Origin of the sequence: Pseudomonas sp. TKO26 (assembly GCF_003225665.1) — a bacterium.
GTDB lineage: Bacteria > Pseudomonadota > Gammaproteobacteria > Pseudomonadales > Pseudomonadaceae > Aquipseudomonas > Aquipseudomonas saponiphila.
This window is the reverse complement of record NZ_QKLN01000001.1, coordinates 598,510-615,571: the sequence shown is the minus strand read 5'-3', so window position 1 is coordinate 615,571 and position 17,062 is coordinate 598,510. Positions and strand designations below refer to the sequence as shown.

General features: G+C 65.4%; 18 protein-coding genes and 1 pseudogene. 8 read left to right on the top strand and 11 right to left on the bottom strand.

Annotation, left to right across the window (positions count from 1 at the left end; translation table 11 throughout):
* Nucleotides 1-64: 64 nt before the first annotated feature.
* Complete coding sequence (locus DNK59_RS03015) at nt 65-604, top strand: DUF1003 domain-containing protein (RefSeq protein ID WP_110722223.1); 540 nt, start codon at nt 65-67, stop codon at nt 602-604.
* Between the two features lie 5 nt (nt 605-609).
* On the opposite strand, the gene DNK59_RS03010 is transcribed toward DNK59_RS03015, so the two are convergent.
* Nucleotides 610-1,578 (bottom strand): LysR family transcriptional regulator, encoded by a 969-nt coding sequence (locus DNK59_RS03010; RefSeq protein ID WP_177431193.1) that lies wholly within the window; start codon nt 1,576-1,578, stop codon nt 610-612.
* Here DNK59_RS03010 and DNK59_RS03005 point away from each other — a divergent pair.
* Together DNK59_RS03005 and DNK59_RS03000 are read left to right on the top strand one after the other, a co-directional pair.
* Nucleotides 1,577-2,296 carry a CTP synthase gene (locus DNK59_RS03005; RefSeq protein WP_110722222.1) on the top strand — a complete coding sequence of 240 codons (720 nt, stop codon included), beginning with the start codon at nt 1,577-1,579 and terminating at the stop codon, nt 2,294-2,296. The genes DNK59_RS03010 and DNK59_RS03005 overlap by 2 nt on opposite strands.
* Nucleotides 2,293-2,628, top strand: a complete 336-nt coding sequence (locus DNK59_RS03000) for an antibiotic biosynthesis monooxygenase (protein ID WP_110722221.1) — start codon at nt 2,293-2,295, stop codon at nt 2,626-2,628. Before DNK59_RS03005 ends, DNK59_RS03000 begins: the two co-directional genes overlap by 4 nt.
* A 35-nt stretch (nt 2,629-2,663) precedes the next feature.
* Here the strand turns inward: DNK59_RS03000 and DNK59_RS02995 are convergent, their stop codons facing one another.
* Nucleotides 2,664-2,999 (bottom strand): DUF2025 family protein, encoded by a 336-nt coding sequence (locus DNK59_RS02995; RefSeq protein WP_016968120.1) that lies wholly within the window; start codon nt 2,997-2,999, stop codon nt 2,664-2,666.
* Nucleotides 3,000-3,244: 245 nt separating this feature from the next.
* Between DNK59_RS02995 and DNK59_RS02990 the strand changes: the two genes are divergently transcribed.
* Together DNK59_RS02990 and DNK59_RS02985 are read left to right on the top strand one after the other, a co-directional pair.
* A complete protein-coding gene (locus DNK59_RS02990; RefSeq protein ID WP_092311549.1) occupies nt 3,245-4,372 on the top strand; it encodes a glycerophosphodiester phosphodiesterase in 1,128 nt (375 codons plus the stop codon).
* Nucleotides 4,373-5,053 (top strand): AraC family transcriptional regulator, encoded by a 681-nt coding sequence (locus DNK59_RS02985; protein WP_110722220.1) that lies wholly within the window; start codon nt 4,373-4,375, stop codon nt 5,051-5,053.
* Here DNK59_RS02985 and DNK59_RS02980 read toward each other — a convergent pair.
* Nucleotides 5,031-5,942, bottom strand: a complete 912-nt coding sequence (locus DNK59_RS02980; protein WP_110722219.1) for a sterol desaturase family protein — start codon at nt 5,940-5,942, stop codon at nt 5,031-5,033. The genes DNK59_RS02985 and DNK59_RS02980 overlap by 23 nt on opposite strands.
* A 157-nt stretch (nt 5,943-6,099) precedes the next feature.
* Here DNK59_RS02980 and DNK59_RS02975 point away from each other — a divergent pair, with 157 nt between their 5' ends.
* On the top strand, nt 6,100-6,417 hold the full coding sequence (locus tag DNK59_RS02975; RefSeq protein ID WP_092311540.1) for a PepSY domain-containing protein: 318 nt from the start codon (nt 6,100-6,102) through the stop codon (nt 6,415-6,417).
* Between the two features lie 82 nt (nt 6,418-6,499).
* Here the strand turns inward: DNK59_RS02975 and DNK59_RS32365 are convergent, their stop codons facing one another.
* Nucleotides 6,500-7,204, bottom strand: coding sequence for a methyl-accepting chemotaxis protein (locus DNK59_RS32365; RefSeq protein WP_371920247.1), 705 nt, complete (start codon nt 7,202-7,204; stop codon nt 6,500-6,502).
* A 228-nt stretch (nt 7,205-7,432) separates the two neighbouring features.
* Nucleotides 7,433-7,543, bottom strand: a pseudogene (locus DNK59_RS32360) (hypothetical protein); the annotation flags it as partial.
* An 856-nt stretch (nt 7,544-8,399) separates the two neighbouring features.
* On the opposite strand from DNK59_RS32360, the gene DNK59_RS02965 reads away from it, so the two are divergent.
* Nucleotides 8,400-9,422: a transporter gene (locus DNK59_RS02965; RefSeq protein ID WP_092311538.1), complete on the top strand. Its 1,023-nt coding sequence runs from the start codon at nt 8,400-8,402 to the stop codon at nt 9,420-9,422.
* Between the two features lie 135 nt (nt 9,423-9,557).
* Nucleotides 9,558-11,168 carry an inorganic phosphate transporter gene (locus tag DNK59_RS02960; RefSeq protein ID WP_110722218.1) on the top strand — a complete coding sequence of 537 codons (1,611 nt, stop codon included), beginning with the start codon at nt 9,558-9,560 and terminating at the stop codon, nt 11,166-11,168.
* Nucleotides 11,169-11,195: 27 nt separating this feature from the next.
* Here DNK59_RS02960 and DNK59_RS02955 read toward each other — a convergent pair whose 3' ends face one another.
* The 6 genes from DNK59_RS02955 to DNK59_RS02930 form a co-directional block, all read right to left on the bottom strand.
* Nucleotides 11,196-12,518, bottom strand: a complete 1,323-nt coding sequence (locus tag DNK59_RS02955) for a cytosine permease (RefSeq protein WP_110722217.1) — start codon at nt 12,516-12,518, stop codon at nt 11,196-11,198.
* A 111-nt stretch (nt 12,519-12,629) separates the two neighbouring features.
* On the bottom strand, nt 12,630-13,604 hold the full coding sequence (locus DNK59_RS02950; RefSeq protein ID WP_110722216.1) for a biotin-dependent carboxyltransferase family protein: 975 nt from the start codon (nt 13,602-13,604) through the stop codon (nt 12,630-12,632).
* Entirely contained in the window at nt 13,601-14,473 is an 873-nt protein-coding gene (locus DNK59_RS02945) for an allophanate hydrolase subunit 1 (RefSeq protein ID WP_110722215.1), read from the bottom strand. The genes DNK59_RS02950 and DNK59_RS02945 overlap by 4 nt, the downstream gene beginning before the upstream one ends.
* Nucleotides 14,470-15,843, bottom strand: coding sequence for an acetyl-CoA carboxylase biotin carboxylase subunit (locus tag DNK59_RS02940; protein ID WP_110722214.1), 1,374 nt, complete (start codon nt 15,841-15,843; stop codon nt 14,470-14,472). Before DNK59_RS02940 ends, DNK59_RS02945 begins: the two co-directional genes overlap by 4 nt.
* A gap of 10 nt (nt 15,844-15,853) precedes the next feature.
* Nucleotides 15,854-16,096, bottom strand: a complete 243-nt coding sequence (locus DNK59_RS02935) for an acetyl-CoA carboxylase (protein WP_110722213.1) — start codon at nt 16,094-16,096, stop codon at nt 15,854-15,856.
* 109 nt (nt 16,097-16,205) lie between these two features.
* On the bottom strand, nt 16,206-16,964 hold the full coding sequence (locus DNK59_RS02930; RefSeq protein WP_110722212.1) for a 5-oxoprolinase subunit PxpA: 759 nt from the start codon (nt 16,962-16,964) through the stop codon (nt 16,206-16,208).
* Nucleotides 16,965-17,062: the final 98 nt, after the last annotated feature.

The following is a 17,062-nucleotide window of genomic DNA, read 5'->3' as shown; positions in this document are numbered from 1 at the left end:
TGACGTCGGGGACAGCCTCGAGGACTATAGTGGCCCGACGTCCCAGTACCTGGCGGAGGCCATCATGAGTTCCAGCGACACCCCCAAAGAAACCATCCCAGTCACCGATCACCTGCGCTTTCACCGCGCCCATGCCCACCTGGCCCCTACCTTCGGCAACGATGCCTTTGCCTTGAAGGCCGAGGCCTTTGCCCGTTTCTTCGGCACCCCGACCTTTCTCGGGGCACAGACCCTGATCGTGGCGATCTGGATCGCCCTCAACCTCAGCGGCGTCACTCAGTTCGACGTCTATCCCTTCATCCTTCTGAACCTGGCCTTCAGCCTGCAGGCAGCCTACGCCGCGCCGCTGATCCTGCTGGCCCAGACCCGCCAGGCCGCCCGCGACAAGGCCCAGTCCGACGCCGACGCCCAGCACCGCGAGGCCCTGGCCATCGTCAACAGCGAACGCCAGGCCCAGGCCGCGCAAACCACCGGGCAACTGCTGGAGTTGCTGGAGCAGAACACCCGCCTCACGGAAATGACCAAGCAACTGAGCGAACGCATCGAAAACCTCACCAGCGAGATGCACGCGCACTTCGTCCGCAAGGAACCACCAGCGGCCTGAGGTATTCAGGGCCAGCGCAGATGACGCCCCAGTTCATCGAACAGCGTCACCACCGAGCGCAGGGCCCGACAGTCCGGGCGGGTCAACAGCCACAAGGCGGTTGCATGCTCCAGGGGCTCGCCCAGCGCCTCCAGGTCGCCACTGCCCAGGAGAAAGTCCGGCAACGCCGCCACCCCCAGGCCGGTCCGCACCAGCTCGGTCACCGCCAGCATGCTGTTGCAGCGATAACTGGGTTGCACGCCGGGCCACTGCTGGCGGCGCCAGACCACCGTGGGGTGATCCGGCAGAAAGTCATCCGGGGCAATCCAGGCCACCCGTGCCAGATCGGTGCAATCCACCCGGTGCCGATACGCCGGGCTGGTGCATACCCGATACGCCACCGTCCCCAGGCAGCGCCCCACCAGATGCTCCGGAGGAGTCGCGGTGAGGCGCACGGCGATGTCCGCATCGCGACGGTTGAGGTTGGCGAAATCATTCGAGGTGCACAGTTCAATGACCAGTGCGGGGTACTTGGGCATGAACTGCGCCAGGGCCGGCAGCAACAAGCCCTGCAACACCGAATCGGTACAGGTCAGGCGCACCGTACCGCTGATGACCTCGCCGCCCTGGGCCACACCGATCCGCGCCGCCTCCAGGGCCTGTTCCGCCTGTTCGGCCTGCAGTGCCAGGGCCTGGGCCAGGCTGGTGGGCAGGTAGCCGGCACGGCTCTTGTCGAACAGTTGCTGACCGAGCCCGGCTTCCAGGCGACGCACGGCACGAAACACCGTCGAAACATCCACCTTGAGCAGGGCCGCGGCACGGGCCAGGGAGCCGCCACGGACCAGGGCCAGGACCAGCGACAGATCGGGGTAGTCCAGCTGATAGTGCACTGCTGCATTGATCACTTGGGTAAACGCCAATATTGATTGCGTGGACGCCAATCTATAGTGGCCCCAGGCAATCGACAAGTCAGCGCCCTTACCGGAGAAGCCCATGCAAGCACCCGCCTCGACACCGCCCCTGCGCATCGCCCTGGTGGGGGATCACGACCCACTGATCACCGCGCACCAGGCCATTCCCCTGGCCCTGGATCGGGCCGCAGCCGACGCCGCAATCACCCTCGACGTGCAATGGCTGGCCACTGCCGATCTGACTCACGAGCACCTGTTGCAAGGCTTCGACGCCATCTGGTGCGTGCCCGGCAGCCCCTACCGGAACATCCACGGCGCGCTGCTGGCGATCCGCGTGGCCCGGGAGCTACAGCGCCCCTTCCTCGGCACCTGCGGCGGCTTTCAGCATGCGGTCCTGGAATACGCGCGCAACGTGCTGGGCTGGGCCGATACCGAACACGGCGAGATCGCCCCCGATGCCGAGCGCGCACTGCTCACCCCTTTGAGCTGCGCCCTGGTGGAGGCCCGTGAGCGCATCGAACTGCAACACGGCAGTCGAATCGCCAAGGCCTATGGCACCCGGAGCATCGAGGAAGGCTATCGCTGCCGCTACGGCGTCAATCCAGACTTTGCCGGCCCCCTGCTCGCAGGCCCCCTGCGCGCCAGCGGCCACGACAGCCTGGGAGATCTGCGCGCCGTTGAGCTCGCCGATCATCCATTTTTCGTCGCTACTCTGTTCCAGCCCGAACGCGCGGCTCTCAAGGGCCGCACGCCGCCCCTGGTCAGCGCCCTGCTCAATGCCTGCCTGGAGGCCCGAGGATGATCGGCCAGACACCCGCCCCGCCCTACTACGCGGTGATCTTCAGCTCCCAACGCGGTGCTGCGGACCCCGACTACGATCAGGCCGCCGAGCGCATGCTGGAACTGGCGCGTCGGCAACCGGGCTTTCTCGGGGTCGAATCGGCCCGGGGCGCGGACGGTTTCGGGATCACCGTGTCCTACTGGAGCAGCGAGGCGGCCATCCTGGCGTGGAAGCACCACGCCGAACACAGCGCCATCCGCGAGCGCGGACGCAAGGATTGGTACCAGTTCTTTCATACCCGGGTCGGCAAGGTCGAACGGGCCTATGCCTTCAGTCCTCAAGCCCAAGCCTGAACCGCGGGCCACAGCGGTTCAGGCCGGCCGCCGGATCAATCCTGAGCCGTCGGCAACAGACTGCGCACGGCCTGGATTTCCGGCAGATCGCTACGGCGCATATAGACCCGCAACGGTTCACTGATGTTGATCCGGTCGTCGATGTTCTGGTCCAGCAATAACTGGATCTGCTCGCGCTTGAGGCTCATGGCCTGATCGGACACCGGCGCCCAGACAAATTCGCTGGCCGGCACTATGGCGTCGTCGGCCACATCCATGCCGAAGGAGTCTTCGCTGAAACGCACGATGTAACGGCCGGTCTTGCGATTGAAGCCGACAAAACCCTTGAGCTGGTCGGCGGCCTGGCAGATGAGTTCAGAGGTGATGCTCATGGTAAACCTCACGGTAAGTCCCACGGGACTGGGTGATCGATGGTCTACACGCGAGGCAAGGAAAGGGCTGTTCTCAGGCTTCCCTCTGCTGGGGAAACTGCGCGGCCAAGAGTACTGCAAAGCGCCGGAAAAAACCCTGAATGATGCGCATGAGAAGGATTTATGTCGCCCCCGAGATAGCACAAGCGTCATTGTGTTGCTAAAAGATAGGTCCTTGCCCCCGCCTCCACGAAAGGATTTCGAGCATGCCAGCGACCTTCCCCCCTCGCGCCCTGATGTTGAGCCTGATGCTCGGTTGCGGCCTGGCCCAGGCCGCTGAACAGGCGGATCCGAATGCCCTGGCGGCGCGCCTGGGCATCCCCCAGCCCGCCGTGATCGCCCACCGTGGCGCCTCCTTCGATGCCCCCGAGTCCACAGCGGCGGCCTACCGGCTGGCCCGGGATCTGGGGGCGGACTACCTGGAACTGGACCTGCAGCGCAGCAAGGACGGCGTGCTCTTCGCCCTGCACGACAACAACCTGCTACGCACCACCGACGTGGCGCAGAAATTCCCCGAGCGCAAGGACAGCCCGCCCAACGCCTTCACCATGGCCGAGCTCAAGCGCCTCGACGCCGGCAGCTGGTTCAACCAGGCCCACCCGGATCGCGCCCGGCCGGGATTTGCCGGCCTGAAGATCCTGACCCTGGACGAGATCATCGACATCGCCCAAGGCAGCACGCAGCACAAACCCGGGCTGTACATCGAAACCAAGGAGCCGCAGCTGTTCCCCGGCATCGAGCACGAACTCAAGGAAAAGCTCCAGGACCGCGGCTGGCTGAGCCCGGCGGGCTCAAAGCTGGCCAAGAGCGAGCTGGCCGTGGGCCAGGGCAAAGGCAAGGTGGTGCTGCAGACCTTCGACAGACACAGCCTGGAACTGCTGCACAAGGAAATGCCCCAGGTGCCCAAGGTGCTGCTGCTGTGGGTCGGGGCCGGCAGCATCGAACCGGCGTCCAGCGTCACCTTCGCCAACAGCGGCGAAACCGACAAGGCGGCCTTCTACGCCAAGCAGCAGCCCAAGGACCCGGGCGAATTCAAACGCTGGATCGGCTACGCCAAGGCCCAGGGCGCGATTGGCACCGGTCCCTCCACGGCGCTGGCAGCGGGCGGCGAGCAAAGCTACGCGGATCTGGTGCAACCCTGGATGAATCAGTACACCCACGATCAGGGCCTGCTGGTGCACGCCTACACCCTCGACGAGCCGGTGGACTTCAAGAAGGTCATGGACGCCGGGGTCGACGGTATCTTCACCAACCGCAGCGCCGAGCTGCTCAAGTACTTCAAGCGTCCGGCCAACGCCAGCGTGGCCCAACTGCTGGAGGCCGGCGGTTACTGAATGTCTGTCTCGCACTGGAGCGGCGAGCTCTGGCTGGGGCATGACTTCGGCCTGATTCAGGGAGCCATGGGGCGCACCGCGCCCCATGCCCACTACGCCCATCAATTGATCATCGCCCCCGAGCAAGCGGTGACGCTGGAACTCGACGGCAAGCGCCACAGCGGGCACTTCCTGGTGATCCAGGCGCTGCAGCGGCATGCCATTCTCCAGGCGCCGGACAACGCCTTCACGGTCTATGCCGAGCCGTTGTCGATCGCGGCCGCAGACCTGCTGGCCTGTGTCCACAACCTGTGCCCCTCGTTGCCCGCACTGGAGGCGGCGCTGCGCGCCTGCCCGCGCCTGCCCCTGGCCGACCGGCGTGTGGCGCGGGCCCTGCAGGCCCTGGACGCAGCGCTCACCGGCAAGGTGGTGGCGAGCCAACTGGCGGCCCGGGCCCACCTGTCCCTGAGCCAGCTGGAGCGCCTGTTCGCCCGCGATGTGGGCTTGCCGGTGCGGCGCCTGGTGCTCTGGCGGCGTCTGCGCCTGGCCATGGCCCTGTTGCTCGACGGCCAGCCCGTGGCCCAGGCGGCCCACGGCGCCGGCTTTGCCGACAGCGCGCACTTCTCCCGCACCCTGAAAGCGCTGTTCGGAGTCACCGCCGGCCAGGCCCTGAAAACCCTCAGGCCTCGCCTGCTGGCTTGACTGGCCGGCGCAACGCGGCAGGCACCTTGGGCTCGGCGGCATAGCGCTGGACCTTGAACGGCTCCAGCAACTGCGGCCAATACCCCCGCGGGTAGTCGGGACGGCTGCCGATGCCCAGATCGCCCTGGCGCATCGGGTAGTCGTCCCGATAGAACCCGGTGCCCAACAGCCAGTCCCAGAGGTTGAAGAACAACCCGAAGTTCACATCGCCGGCGCGGCCATACTTCATGTGATGAAAGCGATGCACCGGAGCCCAGGCAAACACCCGCCGCAGCGGCCCCATGCGCATATCGACGTTGGAATGCTGCAACAGCAAGGCAATGCCGATGGCCAGGGCCAGCAGTTGCGCCACCGGCAACGTAATGCCCAGCAGCACCAGCGGCAGCAATCCCGCCAAGGCCTCCAGCATCTGGTGCAGGGGGTGCTTGAGCAGCCCGTTGAAACCGTACAGGCGCTGCACACTGTGGTGCACCGCATGCAGGCGCCAGAGCCAGGCCCAGCGATGGCTGGCGTAATGGGCCAGGCTGATCCCGCCATCGGCGATCACTATCGCCAGCAGCAACTGCCCCCAGAGCGGCCAATCCCGAGGCCACAAGCCCTCGCCACCCAGCAGGGCCACCAGCCCCGGCAAGGCCAGCAGCCCCAGCGCATTCAGGCTTTCATTGACCAGCGCGTGCAGGCTATCGCGCAGCCGGTCGCCCTGGGAGCGGTTCCAGGCCGGCTCGTAGGGCAGCGCCCACTCCGCCAGGAACGACACCTGCAGCGCCCCGGCGAACAGCACCAGCAAACCCAGGGCCGAAGCCTGCCCGTCACTCATCCAACACAGCCCGCCGGCGATGAATCCGCCAAACATCAAGGGGCCATACAACCACGCCAGCATGCGTTTCATTCATGGTGTCTCCGATAAAGGGAGAGGCCAGCTTGCCGGTGCCACCCGGGCCCCGGCTTGAACAAACGACGCAAACACTGCGCTGAATTAAGGGTGAATTAAGTTGCACTGGCTAACCTGTGCCCATCGAAAGCCATCACCTCAAGGAATCAACACCATGACCCGTTTCTCTGCACTGTTCGCCGCTGCCGCCCTGACCCTGACCGCGGGCCTGGCCCAGGCCGATGTCCGTCCGGACCTGATCCCGGGCCTGCTCAAATCCGGAGCCATCATGGACCTGGAACAACTCAACCAGGCCGCCTTGGCCCAGCACCCCGGCACCACCGCCGCCAGCATCACCGACACCGAGCTGGAGCAGACCGCCAGCGGTGCCTACGTCTACCAGGTGGAACTGCGCGACAGCAAAGGCATCGAGTGGGACGTGGACCTGGACGCCAAGACCGGCAAGGTCCTGAGCAACAAGCAAGACAAGTAAGCCTGCGCGCACAGCACAAGGCCGCGCCCCGTTACGGGAGCGCGGCCTTGTGCTTTTGGGCCCGCATACAGGGTGAGCGTTATCAGCCGCCGAGACGCGCCGTGACCTCGTTCAACTGTCCCGACAAGCCGTGCAAGTTGCGGCTCGCCGCCTCGGTGCGCTGGACATTGTCGAGATTGGTACTGGCAATCGAGGTGATCTCGGTCAGGTTGCGGGAAATGTCCTCGGCCACCGACGTCTGCTCTTCGGCGGCAGTGGCGATCTGCCGGTTCATGTCGCGGATCGCCTCCACGGCCTCGGTGATGCGTTCGAGCATGGCCCCGGCCTCGGTCACCTGCTGCACACTCTGCTCGCTGCGGGACTGGCCGCTCTCGATGGCCTGGGCCGCGTCCACCGCGCCGGTCTGCACACTGTGGATGATCTGGTTGATCTCGATGATCGACGCCGCAGTGCGTTGCGCCAGGCTGCGCACTTCGTCGGCAACCACGGCGAATCCGCGCCCGGCCTCGCCGGCCCGGGCCGCTTCGATGGCGGCGTTGAGCGCCAGCAAGTTGGTCTGCTCGGCAATCCCCTGAATCACTTCCAGCACCTTGCCGATACGTCCGCTGTCGGCTTCCAGACGACGGATCACGGTGGCGGTGTTGGCAATCTCGCTGCGCATCTGGGTGATGCTGTGGATGGTGCTCTGCATCACCTGCTCGCCCTGCTGCGCCGACTGGTCGGCATCATCTGCAGCGCGCGCGGCGTCGGCGGCATGCCGTGCCACTTCCTGGGCGGTGGCGGACATTTCGTTCATCGCCGTGGCCACCTGATCGGTGCGGCTGAACTGTTCGTTGGTGCCCTGGGACATCAGCGTGGCGATGGCATTGAGCTCGCCGCTGGAGCGGTCCAGGTCCGAGGCGCTGCGCTGCAGGCTGCTGAAGGTCTGGGCCAGGAAGTCGCGCAGGGTGTTGGCGGCGGCCGCCAGCTTGCCCAGTTCGTCCTGACGCTGGCTGGCTACCCGCTCGGCGAACTGGCCGCGGCTGAGCTGGGCGACGTAATCGATCAACTGGCGGATCGGCTCCACCAGGCTGCGGTTGACCAGCCACAGGCTGAGCAGGCCGATCAGCAGGCCGGACACCAGCATCACCAGGATTCCCATCCACACCGTGCGGTCGGCCGCGGTGCTGATCTCCCGGGACTGCTGTTCGCCGTGCTTGCGCAACTCGTTCACCAGTTCGCTCATCTGCTCGCTGGCGGCGCGGTCCACGCCCTTCACCGCGGCGTCACCGGCACTTGGATCGGCACCGCCAGCCACATAGGCATCGCGGCCCTTCTGATAGGCCGCCCCCAACTGCCGGTGCTCATCCGCCAGGCGCTGCACCCGGCTCTTGAGCGATGCATCCAGCCCGGGAGTCTGGGCCAGCTGGCCGAGAATGTTCTGCACATCCCGCTGACGGTCCTCGAACTGCTGCCAGTACTTGTTCAGTTCCTGGGGCTGCTTGCCCCGCAGCAGCACGTTCTTCCACTCCTGCACCTGGCTCTTGAACTGCAGGTTGGCCTCGTCGATCAGCTGTGAACTGCGCAGCGGCCCGTCGATCAGCTCGCGGTAGCTCTGCACGCCACCGGACAGCAATTGAAAACATGCCAGGGCGATCAACAGCATCGCCAGCAGGCTACCGCTCAGCAGGGCAAGAATTTGCGCTCTCAGGGATTTTTGCAAAAACATCGAGAAGATCTCATGACAGGGATAGAGCAGGCCCATTCAAGGGCATGCGTAGGTCCGAACTTCCCTGTCAGGCACATTCGAACCGGGTCGAATGCGTGTTGCATGTGAGCGTGATCGGCATTCGTGCTGCATTCTTGAGTGCCGCCGACCACCGGTAGAGCGCTGCGGATTGTGCACTTGCAAACGTCACAAAACTGTCAAAAAGCCTTGCCATGATGAGGCCCAAGTGAACCTGTGAAACCCGCGCCAGGCACTGTCCCTCCTGCGAGACTCCATGAACCACAGCCTCGACCAGATTCACCGCGATTCCGATCTGTTTGGCCTGCTCTACGGTTTCAGCTTTCGCCCCGGCGAACGCGGTCATGAACTGGATTCAGCCAAGGCCCTGCAAGCCCTGCAACACCCGAAGGACAGTGATGAGTTCCTCTGGCTGCACCTGAATCTGGCCCACGCCGCCTGCGAGCGCTGGATGAAGGCCCACCTGCAACTGCCCGAGGAGTTCTTCGAAGCCCTGCACGAAGGCTCGCGCTCGACCCGCATCGAACATGTCGACTCGGCCCTGCTGGCGGTGGTCAACGACGTGGTGTTCAACTTCAGCAGCATGGTGTCTTCGGACATCTCCACCCTGTGGGTCTGCGTGCGCAGCAACTTGATCATCAGTGCCCGCCTGCAGCCCCTGCATTCGGTGGACAAGCTGCGCTCCTCGGTCAAGGCCGGCGAACGCTTTCGCTCCCCCCTGGAACTGCTGGTGCACCTGCTGCGCGACCAGGGCGAAGTACTGACCCAGATCGTGCGCAAGACCAGCCTCAGCGTCGACCAGATCGAGGACCAACTGCTGGCCGCCCGGGTGTCCAGCAACCGCGCCGAGCTGGGGGCCATGCGCCGAGTGCTGGTGCGCCTGCAACGCCTGCTGGCCCTGGAACCGGGCTCCCTGCTGCGCCTGCTCAACCGCCCGCCGCAATGGTTGCAGAAGGAAGACGTCAAGGAGCTGCGCAAATCCACCGAAGAGTTCGCCCTGATCATCAACGACCTCACGGCCCTGGGCGAGCGGATCAAACTGCTGCAGGAAGAGATCGCCGCCAACCTCAACGAACAGACCAACCGCACCCTGTTCACCCTGACGGTGGTCACGGTGCTGGCGCTGCCGATCAACATCATTGCCGGCTTCTTCGGCATGAACGTCGGCGGCATTCCGTTTTCCGGCGACCCGGAGGGTTTCTGGATCCTCGTGGCGCTGGTGGCCACCTTCACCCTGATCGCCGGGCGCTGGGCCTTCCGCAAGCGCCAGGACTACTGAGCACGATGACGGCGCGGGCTGGATCGGATCAACGGAACGCCTCAATCGCGCAAACCATGATCTGAGGCAGTCTGTCTGTAACATTTGGCTACGATCATGGGCGACATTCCTTTCCCGCAACAGGATTGTCCGGCAATGGCCACCCCGTCACTGACTGCCGCGTCTCCCAGCCCCGACGTCAAACCGCAACTGGATAAAAAACCCGGTGCCTTCACCCTGGTGATCTTCTTCGCCGTGCTGGCCATGGGCTTGCTGTTCACCGCCTACAGCCTGGTGCACGACATGCACGAGCTGGGCACCACGGTCACCACCTGGACCCCGTTCCTGCTGCTGGGCGTGGCCCTGCTGATCGCCCTGGGCTTCGAGTTCGTCAACGGTTTCCACGACACCGCCAACGCCGTGGCCACGGTGATCTACACCCACTCCCTGCCGCCGCAGTTCGCGGTGGTCTGGTCCGGCCTGTTCAACTTCCTTGGCGTGCTGCTGTCCAGCGGCGCGGTGGCCTTCGGCATCATCGCCCTGCTGCCAGTGGAGCTGATCCTGCAAGTGGGCTCCTCCGCCGGCTTCGCGATGATCTTCGCCCTGCTGATCGCCGCCATCCTGTGGAACCTCGGCACCTGGTGGCTGGGGCTGCCGGCTTCTTCGTCCCACACCCTGATCGGCTCGATCATCGGCGTCGGCGTGGCCAACGCACTGATGCACGGCCGCGACGGCACCAGCGGGGTGGACTGGAGCCAGGCGACCAAGGTCGGCTACGCGCTGTTGTTCTCGCCATTGATCGGCTTCGTGTTTGCCGCCCTGCTGCTGTTGGCCCTGCGCCTGTTCGTCAAGAACCGCGCCCTGTACAAGGCGCCCAAGGGTGACGCGCCGCCACCGTGGTGGATTCGCGGCCTGCTGATCCTGACCTGCACCGGAGTGTCCTTCGCCCATGGCTCCAACGATGGCCAGAAAGGCATGGGCCTGATCATGCTGATCCTGGTGGGCACCCTGCCCATGGCCTATGCGCTGAACCGCACCATGCCCGCCGACCAGTCGCTGCAGTTCGCCGCGGTGGCCGAAGTCACCCAGCAGGCCCTGATCAAGAGCGCCCCGCAACCGGCGCCGGCCGATCCTCGCGCGGTGCTCTCGGAGTACATGCGCAGCAAGCAAGCGACCGCGGAACTGATCCCCGCCCTGGCCGCCCTGACCGGAGCCATCGGCACTGAAGTGAAGGGCTATGGCTCCCTGGCCAAGGTGCCCGCCGAAGCCATGGGCAACGTGCGCAACGACATGTACCTGACCAGCGAAGCGATCCGTCTGATGGACAAGCACCAGGTCGGCCACTTCGACCAGGACACCCGGGACAAGCTGCAACTGTTCAAGCAGCAGATCGACAACGCCACCCGCTTCATCCCGCTGTGGGTGAAGATCGCCGTAGCCATCGCCCTCGGCCTGGGCACCATGGTCGGCTGGAAGCGCATCGTGGTGACCGTCGGCGAGAAAATCGGCAAGACCCACCTGACCTATGCCCAGGGCGCCTCAGCGGAAACCGTGGCCATGCTGACCATCGGCGCGGCGGACATGTTCGGCTTGCCGGTGTCGACCACCCACGTGCTGTCCTCGGGGGTGGCCGGGACCATGGTGGCCAATGGCGGCGGGTTGCAGATGCGCACCATACGCAACCTGGCCATGGCCTGGATCCTGACCCTGCCGGCGGCGATCCTGCTCTCCGGCAGCCTGTACTGGCTGTTCACCCAACTGTTCTGAGCAGCCAGCACCTGCGCCGTCGCCCGCTCAGCCGGCGGCGGGCAGGCGCTGCTGCAAGCGAGCGGCGAGCCCGGCCTGCAAGGCAAACGCCAGGACCCCGGTCAGCGGCGCCGAGAAACTCGCCAGGCCGCCCCCCGCCCACATCAGCATCAGGCCCAGGGCCGTGCCACCGAACCAGGCCGTCAGCCCCACCGGGTTGAAGGCCGCCACACGATCAATCGCCGCCACATCGGTGCGCCCCAGCAGGATCTGCGCCAGGGCCACGCCGACCCAGGCCACCACGAAGATCCCCTGATAGGCCAGGGCCTTGAGCAAATAGGCGAACACGTCCGCCAGCATCAGGCCATAGACGATGATGCCCACCGCCACCGCCCACATCAGGTAGGAACCGCGCAGGCCGAAGCGGCCGAAGAACGCCTGCATGTTCAGGGTCGCCAGGTAGTAGTTGGCGGTGTTGATCCGGGTCTGGGTGGCCCAGACGAACAACAGGCCCCAGAGCCCCATCAACTGCAGAATGGCCATCACCACCGAGACTTCATTGAGCGCGCCCTCGTGGGGAATGCTGCTCACCAGGTAGATCCCTGCTGCACCGTTGAGCAAAAAGGTCACCGCGTAGAACGGCATGCCGAAGTTCCAGCGACCGTGGTAGTCGGCGTCTTCGGGCTTGCCGAAGCGCGCGTAGTCGAAGGTGAACAGCATCAGGATCCACACTCCCATGTAGGCCACGAAGCAATCCCACCAGCCGCTGCCGCTGGGGCTGGCCGGGCCGAAATCCAGCCATTGCGGCTGATAGCCATAACGGGCGATCGACAGGCCCACGGCGAACAGCAAGCCTCCCAGGTACACCGGCAGCAGCACGCCGTTGAGCTTGTCCAGCCAGTGCTGCACGCTGCCCAGGATCAGCGGCACGCTGTACAGCACCACCACCAGCGCCGCCAGCGGGTACAGCAGTTGCGGGTACAGGTGATTGAGCGCCACGGCAATCACCGAACCCTCGAACACCGCGTAGTAGATGGCCGTGGAGAAAAAGATCAGGGTTGCCAGGCAAGCCCCGGTGCTGCCGAACAGCAACCGCGAGAACAGCGCCACCGAGAGCCCGCTGCGCATGGCAAAGCGGCTGAGCACGCTGTTGATCAGGCCATAGCTGAGCACCGACAGCAGCATGCCGATCAGTGCATTGCGGGTGCCGTAGGACAAGGCCAGGGAGGCGCCGACGACGATGTAGAACATCGCGCTGCACACCGCCCACCAGGCCATGGTCAGGGACAGTCGGCCCATGCGGGCTTCGCTGGGAAGGGCCAGGTTGGCCGGGGTCTGCCCGGTTTGATTCGCTTGCGATAAAGCTGCCATGTGCGTGAACTCCAGAACCGATCAAGGGTTGAAGCGCGGGCAGCCGTCACCGCACCGAAGTGCGGCGTTGGCCTACCGTTTGGCATGGCCCGCGCGATGCGGCGGGCAGAATCAGGAAGGAAAGAGCTTGCTCAGACAGCTGAGCTTTTTCTTGTAGGAGCGCCGGGCCTCCAGCGCTTCTTCGAGGGTCACCGCGACGAAGCGGGCCTTCTGGTTGGGCTGCATCTGGCCGATCAGATCGAGGTCGGCGCTGATCACTGTGCCGATCATGGCGTAGCCACCACCGGACACCGCGTCCCGGTGCAGGACAATGGGTTCAAGCCCCGCCGGCACCTGGATCGAACCGATCGGGTAACAACTGTCGACAATGTTCGACGGATCGGAACCGGCACCGAACGGCTGCTCCCGAGGCTGGAAGCTCAAGGCGCTGCCGCCCTTGAAGCGATAGCCGATGCGGTCTGCTTCCGAGCCCACGGTCCAGGGTTCGGCGAAAAAGCTGACCTTGGCCGCCTCGCTCAAGCGTTCGTAGTACAGGCCCGGCACCACCCGCAGGGTGATTTCGCCGCCCAGGGATTGACGCAACGCCATGGGCAGGCTGGCACCGGGGCGACTCTTGCCGCTGGCAACCCCCACTGGCAGCTCATCCCCGGCCGCCAGACGCCGGCCCTGGAAACCACCGAGGGCGCCCAGGGCATAAGTCGAGCGACTGCCCAAGACCTGCGGCACATCGATGCCACCGGCCACCGCCAGATACGCCCGCGCCCCGGCCTTGGGAAAGTCGAAGCGCAGCACTTGCCCGGCCTTGACCGCAAAGGCGGTGTCCAGGTGCATGTCCACGCCATCGAGCTTGGGGGTCATGTGCGCGCCGCAGACCGCCACCAGGGCATCGCTGGCGAATTCCAGCTCCGGTCCGAGCAAGGTGCACTCCAGCCCGGCCGCGCCTGCCGGGTTGCCCACCAAGTGGTTGGCCGCGCTCAGGGCGTACTGATCCAGGGCCCCGGACGGCGGAATCCCCAGGTGATAGAAACCTTCGCGACCCAGATCCTGCACCGATGTGGCCAGGCCCGGTTTGATGACCTTGATCATGCCAGCACCTCCTGCAGCGATTTGGGATAGCCGACCGGGTCGGCGAGAAAGGCATCCAGGGAAAACTCCACCTCGCGGATGCGCAGGTCGAAGCGCCCGGCCTCGACCTCGGCCACCGCCTGGTCATAGGCCTCGCGGTCGATGGGCTTGAACTGCACGATGTCCCCCGGGCGGAAGAACACCATGTGCGCCTTGAGGTAAGCCAGTTGCTGCTGCGGGTCGTAGATCGGCGCCGGAGTGACGCCGAACATCTGGTAGCCACCGGCGCCGCGCACCGAGTAGATGCAGCCGAAGCAGCCGCCGTGGCCCAGGGTCAGCCTTGGCGTATCCGTGCGTGGCCGCAGGTACTTGGGCACCTGCAACTGCCGCTGGCGCTCGACCATCTGGAACATGAACGGCAGCCCGGCGACGAAGCCCACCATGGACACGAACCAGGGCGCGCCGCTGTGGGCGGCAATGAAGGCCTCGACGTCCGCCAGCCCATTGATCCGCGCCGCGTATTCAAGGTCGGTGGCGCTGGGGTCCTGGTGCCGGTCGCGAAAGCGCATCAGGGTTTCATGGGTCCAGGGGTCGTTGTACAGCACCGGGATCTCGATGATCCGCGTGTGCAGGCTGCGCTCGGCCACGGCGCCGGCCTCGGCCTGCTGCACCGCCTCCAGCAGGGCCTGCGGGGCGATGCGATCCGGGTCGAAACGGATCTGGAACGAGGCGTTGGCCAGGCACACATCCAGCACCCCATCCAACTCCAGGCGCTGCACGGCGCGGGTCACCGCCATGCCCTTGAAGAAGGCTTCCAGGGACATGCTGTCGCTGACTTCGGCGAACAGGTGCTCGTCGGCACCAAAGCTGTAGCGGATCGGCTGGTTCATGCGACACCTCCGGCGCGGCGCGCGGCCAGCCAGGTTTCCAGGGTTCCCGTGTGAAAATCGGCCTGCTGCAACCAGGGTTCGGCCAGCAGTTCACGGTGCAGCGACAAGGTGCTGGCCATGCCGGTCAAGGTGGTCTGCTCCAGCGCCTGTCGTGCCCGGGCCAGGGCCTCGCCCCGGTCACGCCCGTGAACGATCAGCTTGGCCAGCAGCGAGTCGTAATAAGGCGGCACAGCATAGCCCGGGTACAGATGGCTATCGACCCGCACCCCCGGCCCCTGCGGCCAGATCAGTTGCTCAACCTGGCCCGGGCTGGGGAAGAAATCCCGCGCCGGGTCTTCGGCATTCAGGCGCATCTGCAAGGCCGCGCCGTTGAGCGCGATGTCGCTCTGGCGCAACCCCAGGGGCTCGCCCCCGGCAATGCGCAACATGGCCTGGACCAGATCGATGCCAGTGATCAGCTCGCTGATGGGGTGCTCGACCTGGATCCGCGTGTTCATCTCGATGAAGAAGAACTCGCCGGTGCTGTCGTCATACAGGTATTCCAGGGTGCCGGCGCCCTGGTAACCCAGGGCTTGGGTCAGGCGCACGGCGCTGCTGCACAACTGCTCACGCTGGGCGGCGCTGAGCACCGGCGACGGCGCTTCCTCGAAGATCTTCTGCCGCCGGCGTTGCAGCGAGCACTCGCGCTCGAACAGGTGCACCGCGTGCTGGCCATCGCCCAGCACCTGGACTTCGATGTGCCGCGCACGGCCAATGAAACGCTCCAGGTACACCGCGCCATTGCCGAACGCGGTCTGGGCTTCGCGTTGCGCCCGGGGGAATTCCTCGGCCAGTTGCGCCGCATCCTGGGCCAGGCGGATCCCGCGCCCGCCGCCACCGGCGCTGGCCTTGATCAACAGCGGAAAGCCCACGCCTTCGGCAGCCTTGAGCGCGGCCTCCAGGTCGAAGAGTTCGCCCGCAGAACCCGGGACCACCGGCACCCCGGCAGCCTGGGCGGTGCGCCGGGCTTCGGCCTTGTCGCCCATGCGGCGGATGGTTTCGGCGCTGGGCCCGACGAAAATCGCCCCCGCCTCGACCACCGCCTCGGCGAAACCGGCGTTCTCGGAAAGAAAGCCATAGCCCGGGTGCACCGCATTGGCACCGCTGGCCTGCAAGGCGCCGAGCAGGGCCTGGACATTCAGGTAGCTCTTGTCGGCCCGGGCCGGGCCGATGATCTGCACTTCATCGGCCAGACGCGCGGCCATGGAGTCGGCATCCGCCTCGCTGCACGCGGCCACCGTGGGAATGCCCAGGGCCTTGGCCGCGCGAATGATACGCACGGCGATCTCGCCGCGGTTGGCCACCAGCAACTTCTTGATCGCTTGAGTCATGCTCCGGCCCTCACTGCTTGAGCGTCGCGACGACCTGACCCGGTTCCACCGGATCGCCATCTTCCACGGCAAAGGCGCTGACCTGACCCGCGCTCCCGGCGGTCAGTTCGGAGAACTGCTTCATGACTTCGATCAGGCCGATCACGGTATCGGCGCTGACGATATCGCCGACCTCGACAAAAGGCGCCGAATCGGGGGTGGCCTTGCGATAGAAGGTGCCCGGCAAAGGGGTGATAACACTGTGTTCGGCCATGTCTGTTCCTCTTGGAATAGTTGTAGAAAGGCAGGCAAAAATTCAAAACCCGGGTGAGGCCCGCGTCTGTGCGCGGTGCTTCTGGTGGATGTGATTGGCGTCGATGCGCTCAGCGCGGTGCGCGCACCTCGATGCCGGCCTGGTCCAGCGCGGTACGGGTGGCCTCGACCAGATCCAGGGCACCGGGGGTGTCGCTGTGCAGGCAGATGGAGTCGAACTCGATGTGCAGATCCTCGCCTTCGACGGTGCGCACCAGGCCGGTCTGGCAGGCGCGCAGCACCTTGGCCGCCACCGCGGCCGGGTCCAGGGCCCTGACGTTGCGGGTAAACACGATGGAGCCGCTGAGGTCGTAGTCGCGGTCGGCGTAGAACTCGCGGATCACCGGCTGGCCCAGTTCTCGGGCCACGTGCCAGATCACCGAATTGGGCATGCAATACAGCAGCAGCTCGGGCTCCAGCAGGCGCAGGTTTGCCACCAGCAGTCGCGCCGCTTCTTCGTCCCGGGCCAGGTGCATGTAGAGCGCGCCGTGGGGCTTGATGTGTTGCAGCTTCACGCCTTGTACCCGGGCCAGTTCACGCAGGGCACCGAGCTGATAGAGCATGTCGTCCACCAGTTCCTGGGCCGGGGCATTGATATGCCGGCGCCCGAAACCCACCAGATCGCGAAACCCCGGGTGAGCACCGATGGCCACGCCCCGGCGCTTGGCCTGCTCGATGGTGCGGCGCATGGTGCCGGGGTCGCCAGCATGAAAGCCGGTGGCGATGTTGGCCGAGCTGATGAAGCCCATCAGTTGGTCGTCGACACCATCGCCGATGGTCCAGGGGCCGAAGCTCTCGCCCATGTCCGAATTGAAATCCACTGCCTGCATCACTGTTGCTCCAACTCTCGTGACTTCGTGCAACGGAAATTAGAGCGGCCTTGACCCCTTGGGAAGATCTATTATCAGATAGATCTTCTTCTGAAAAA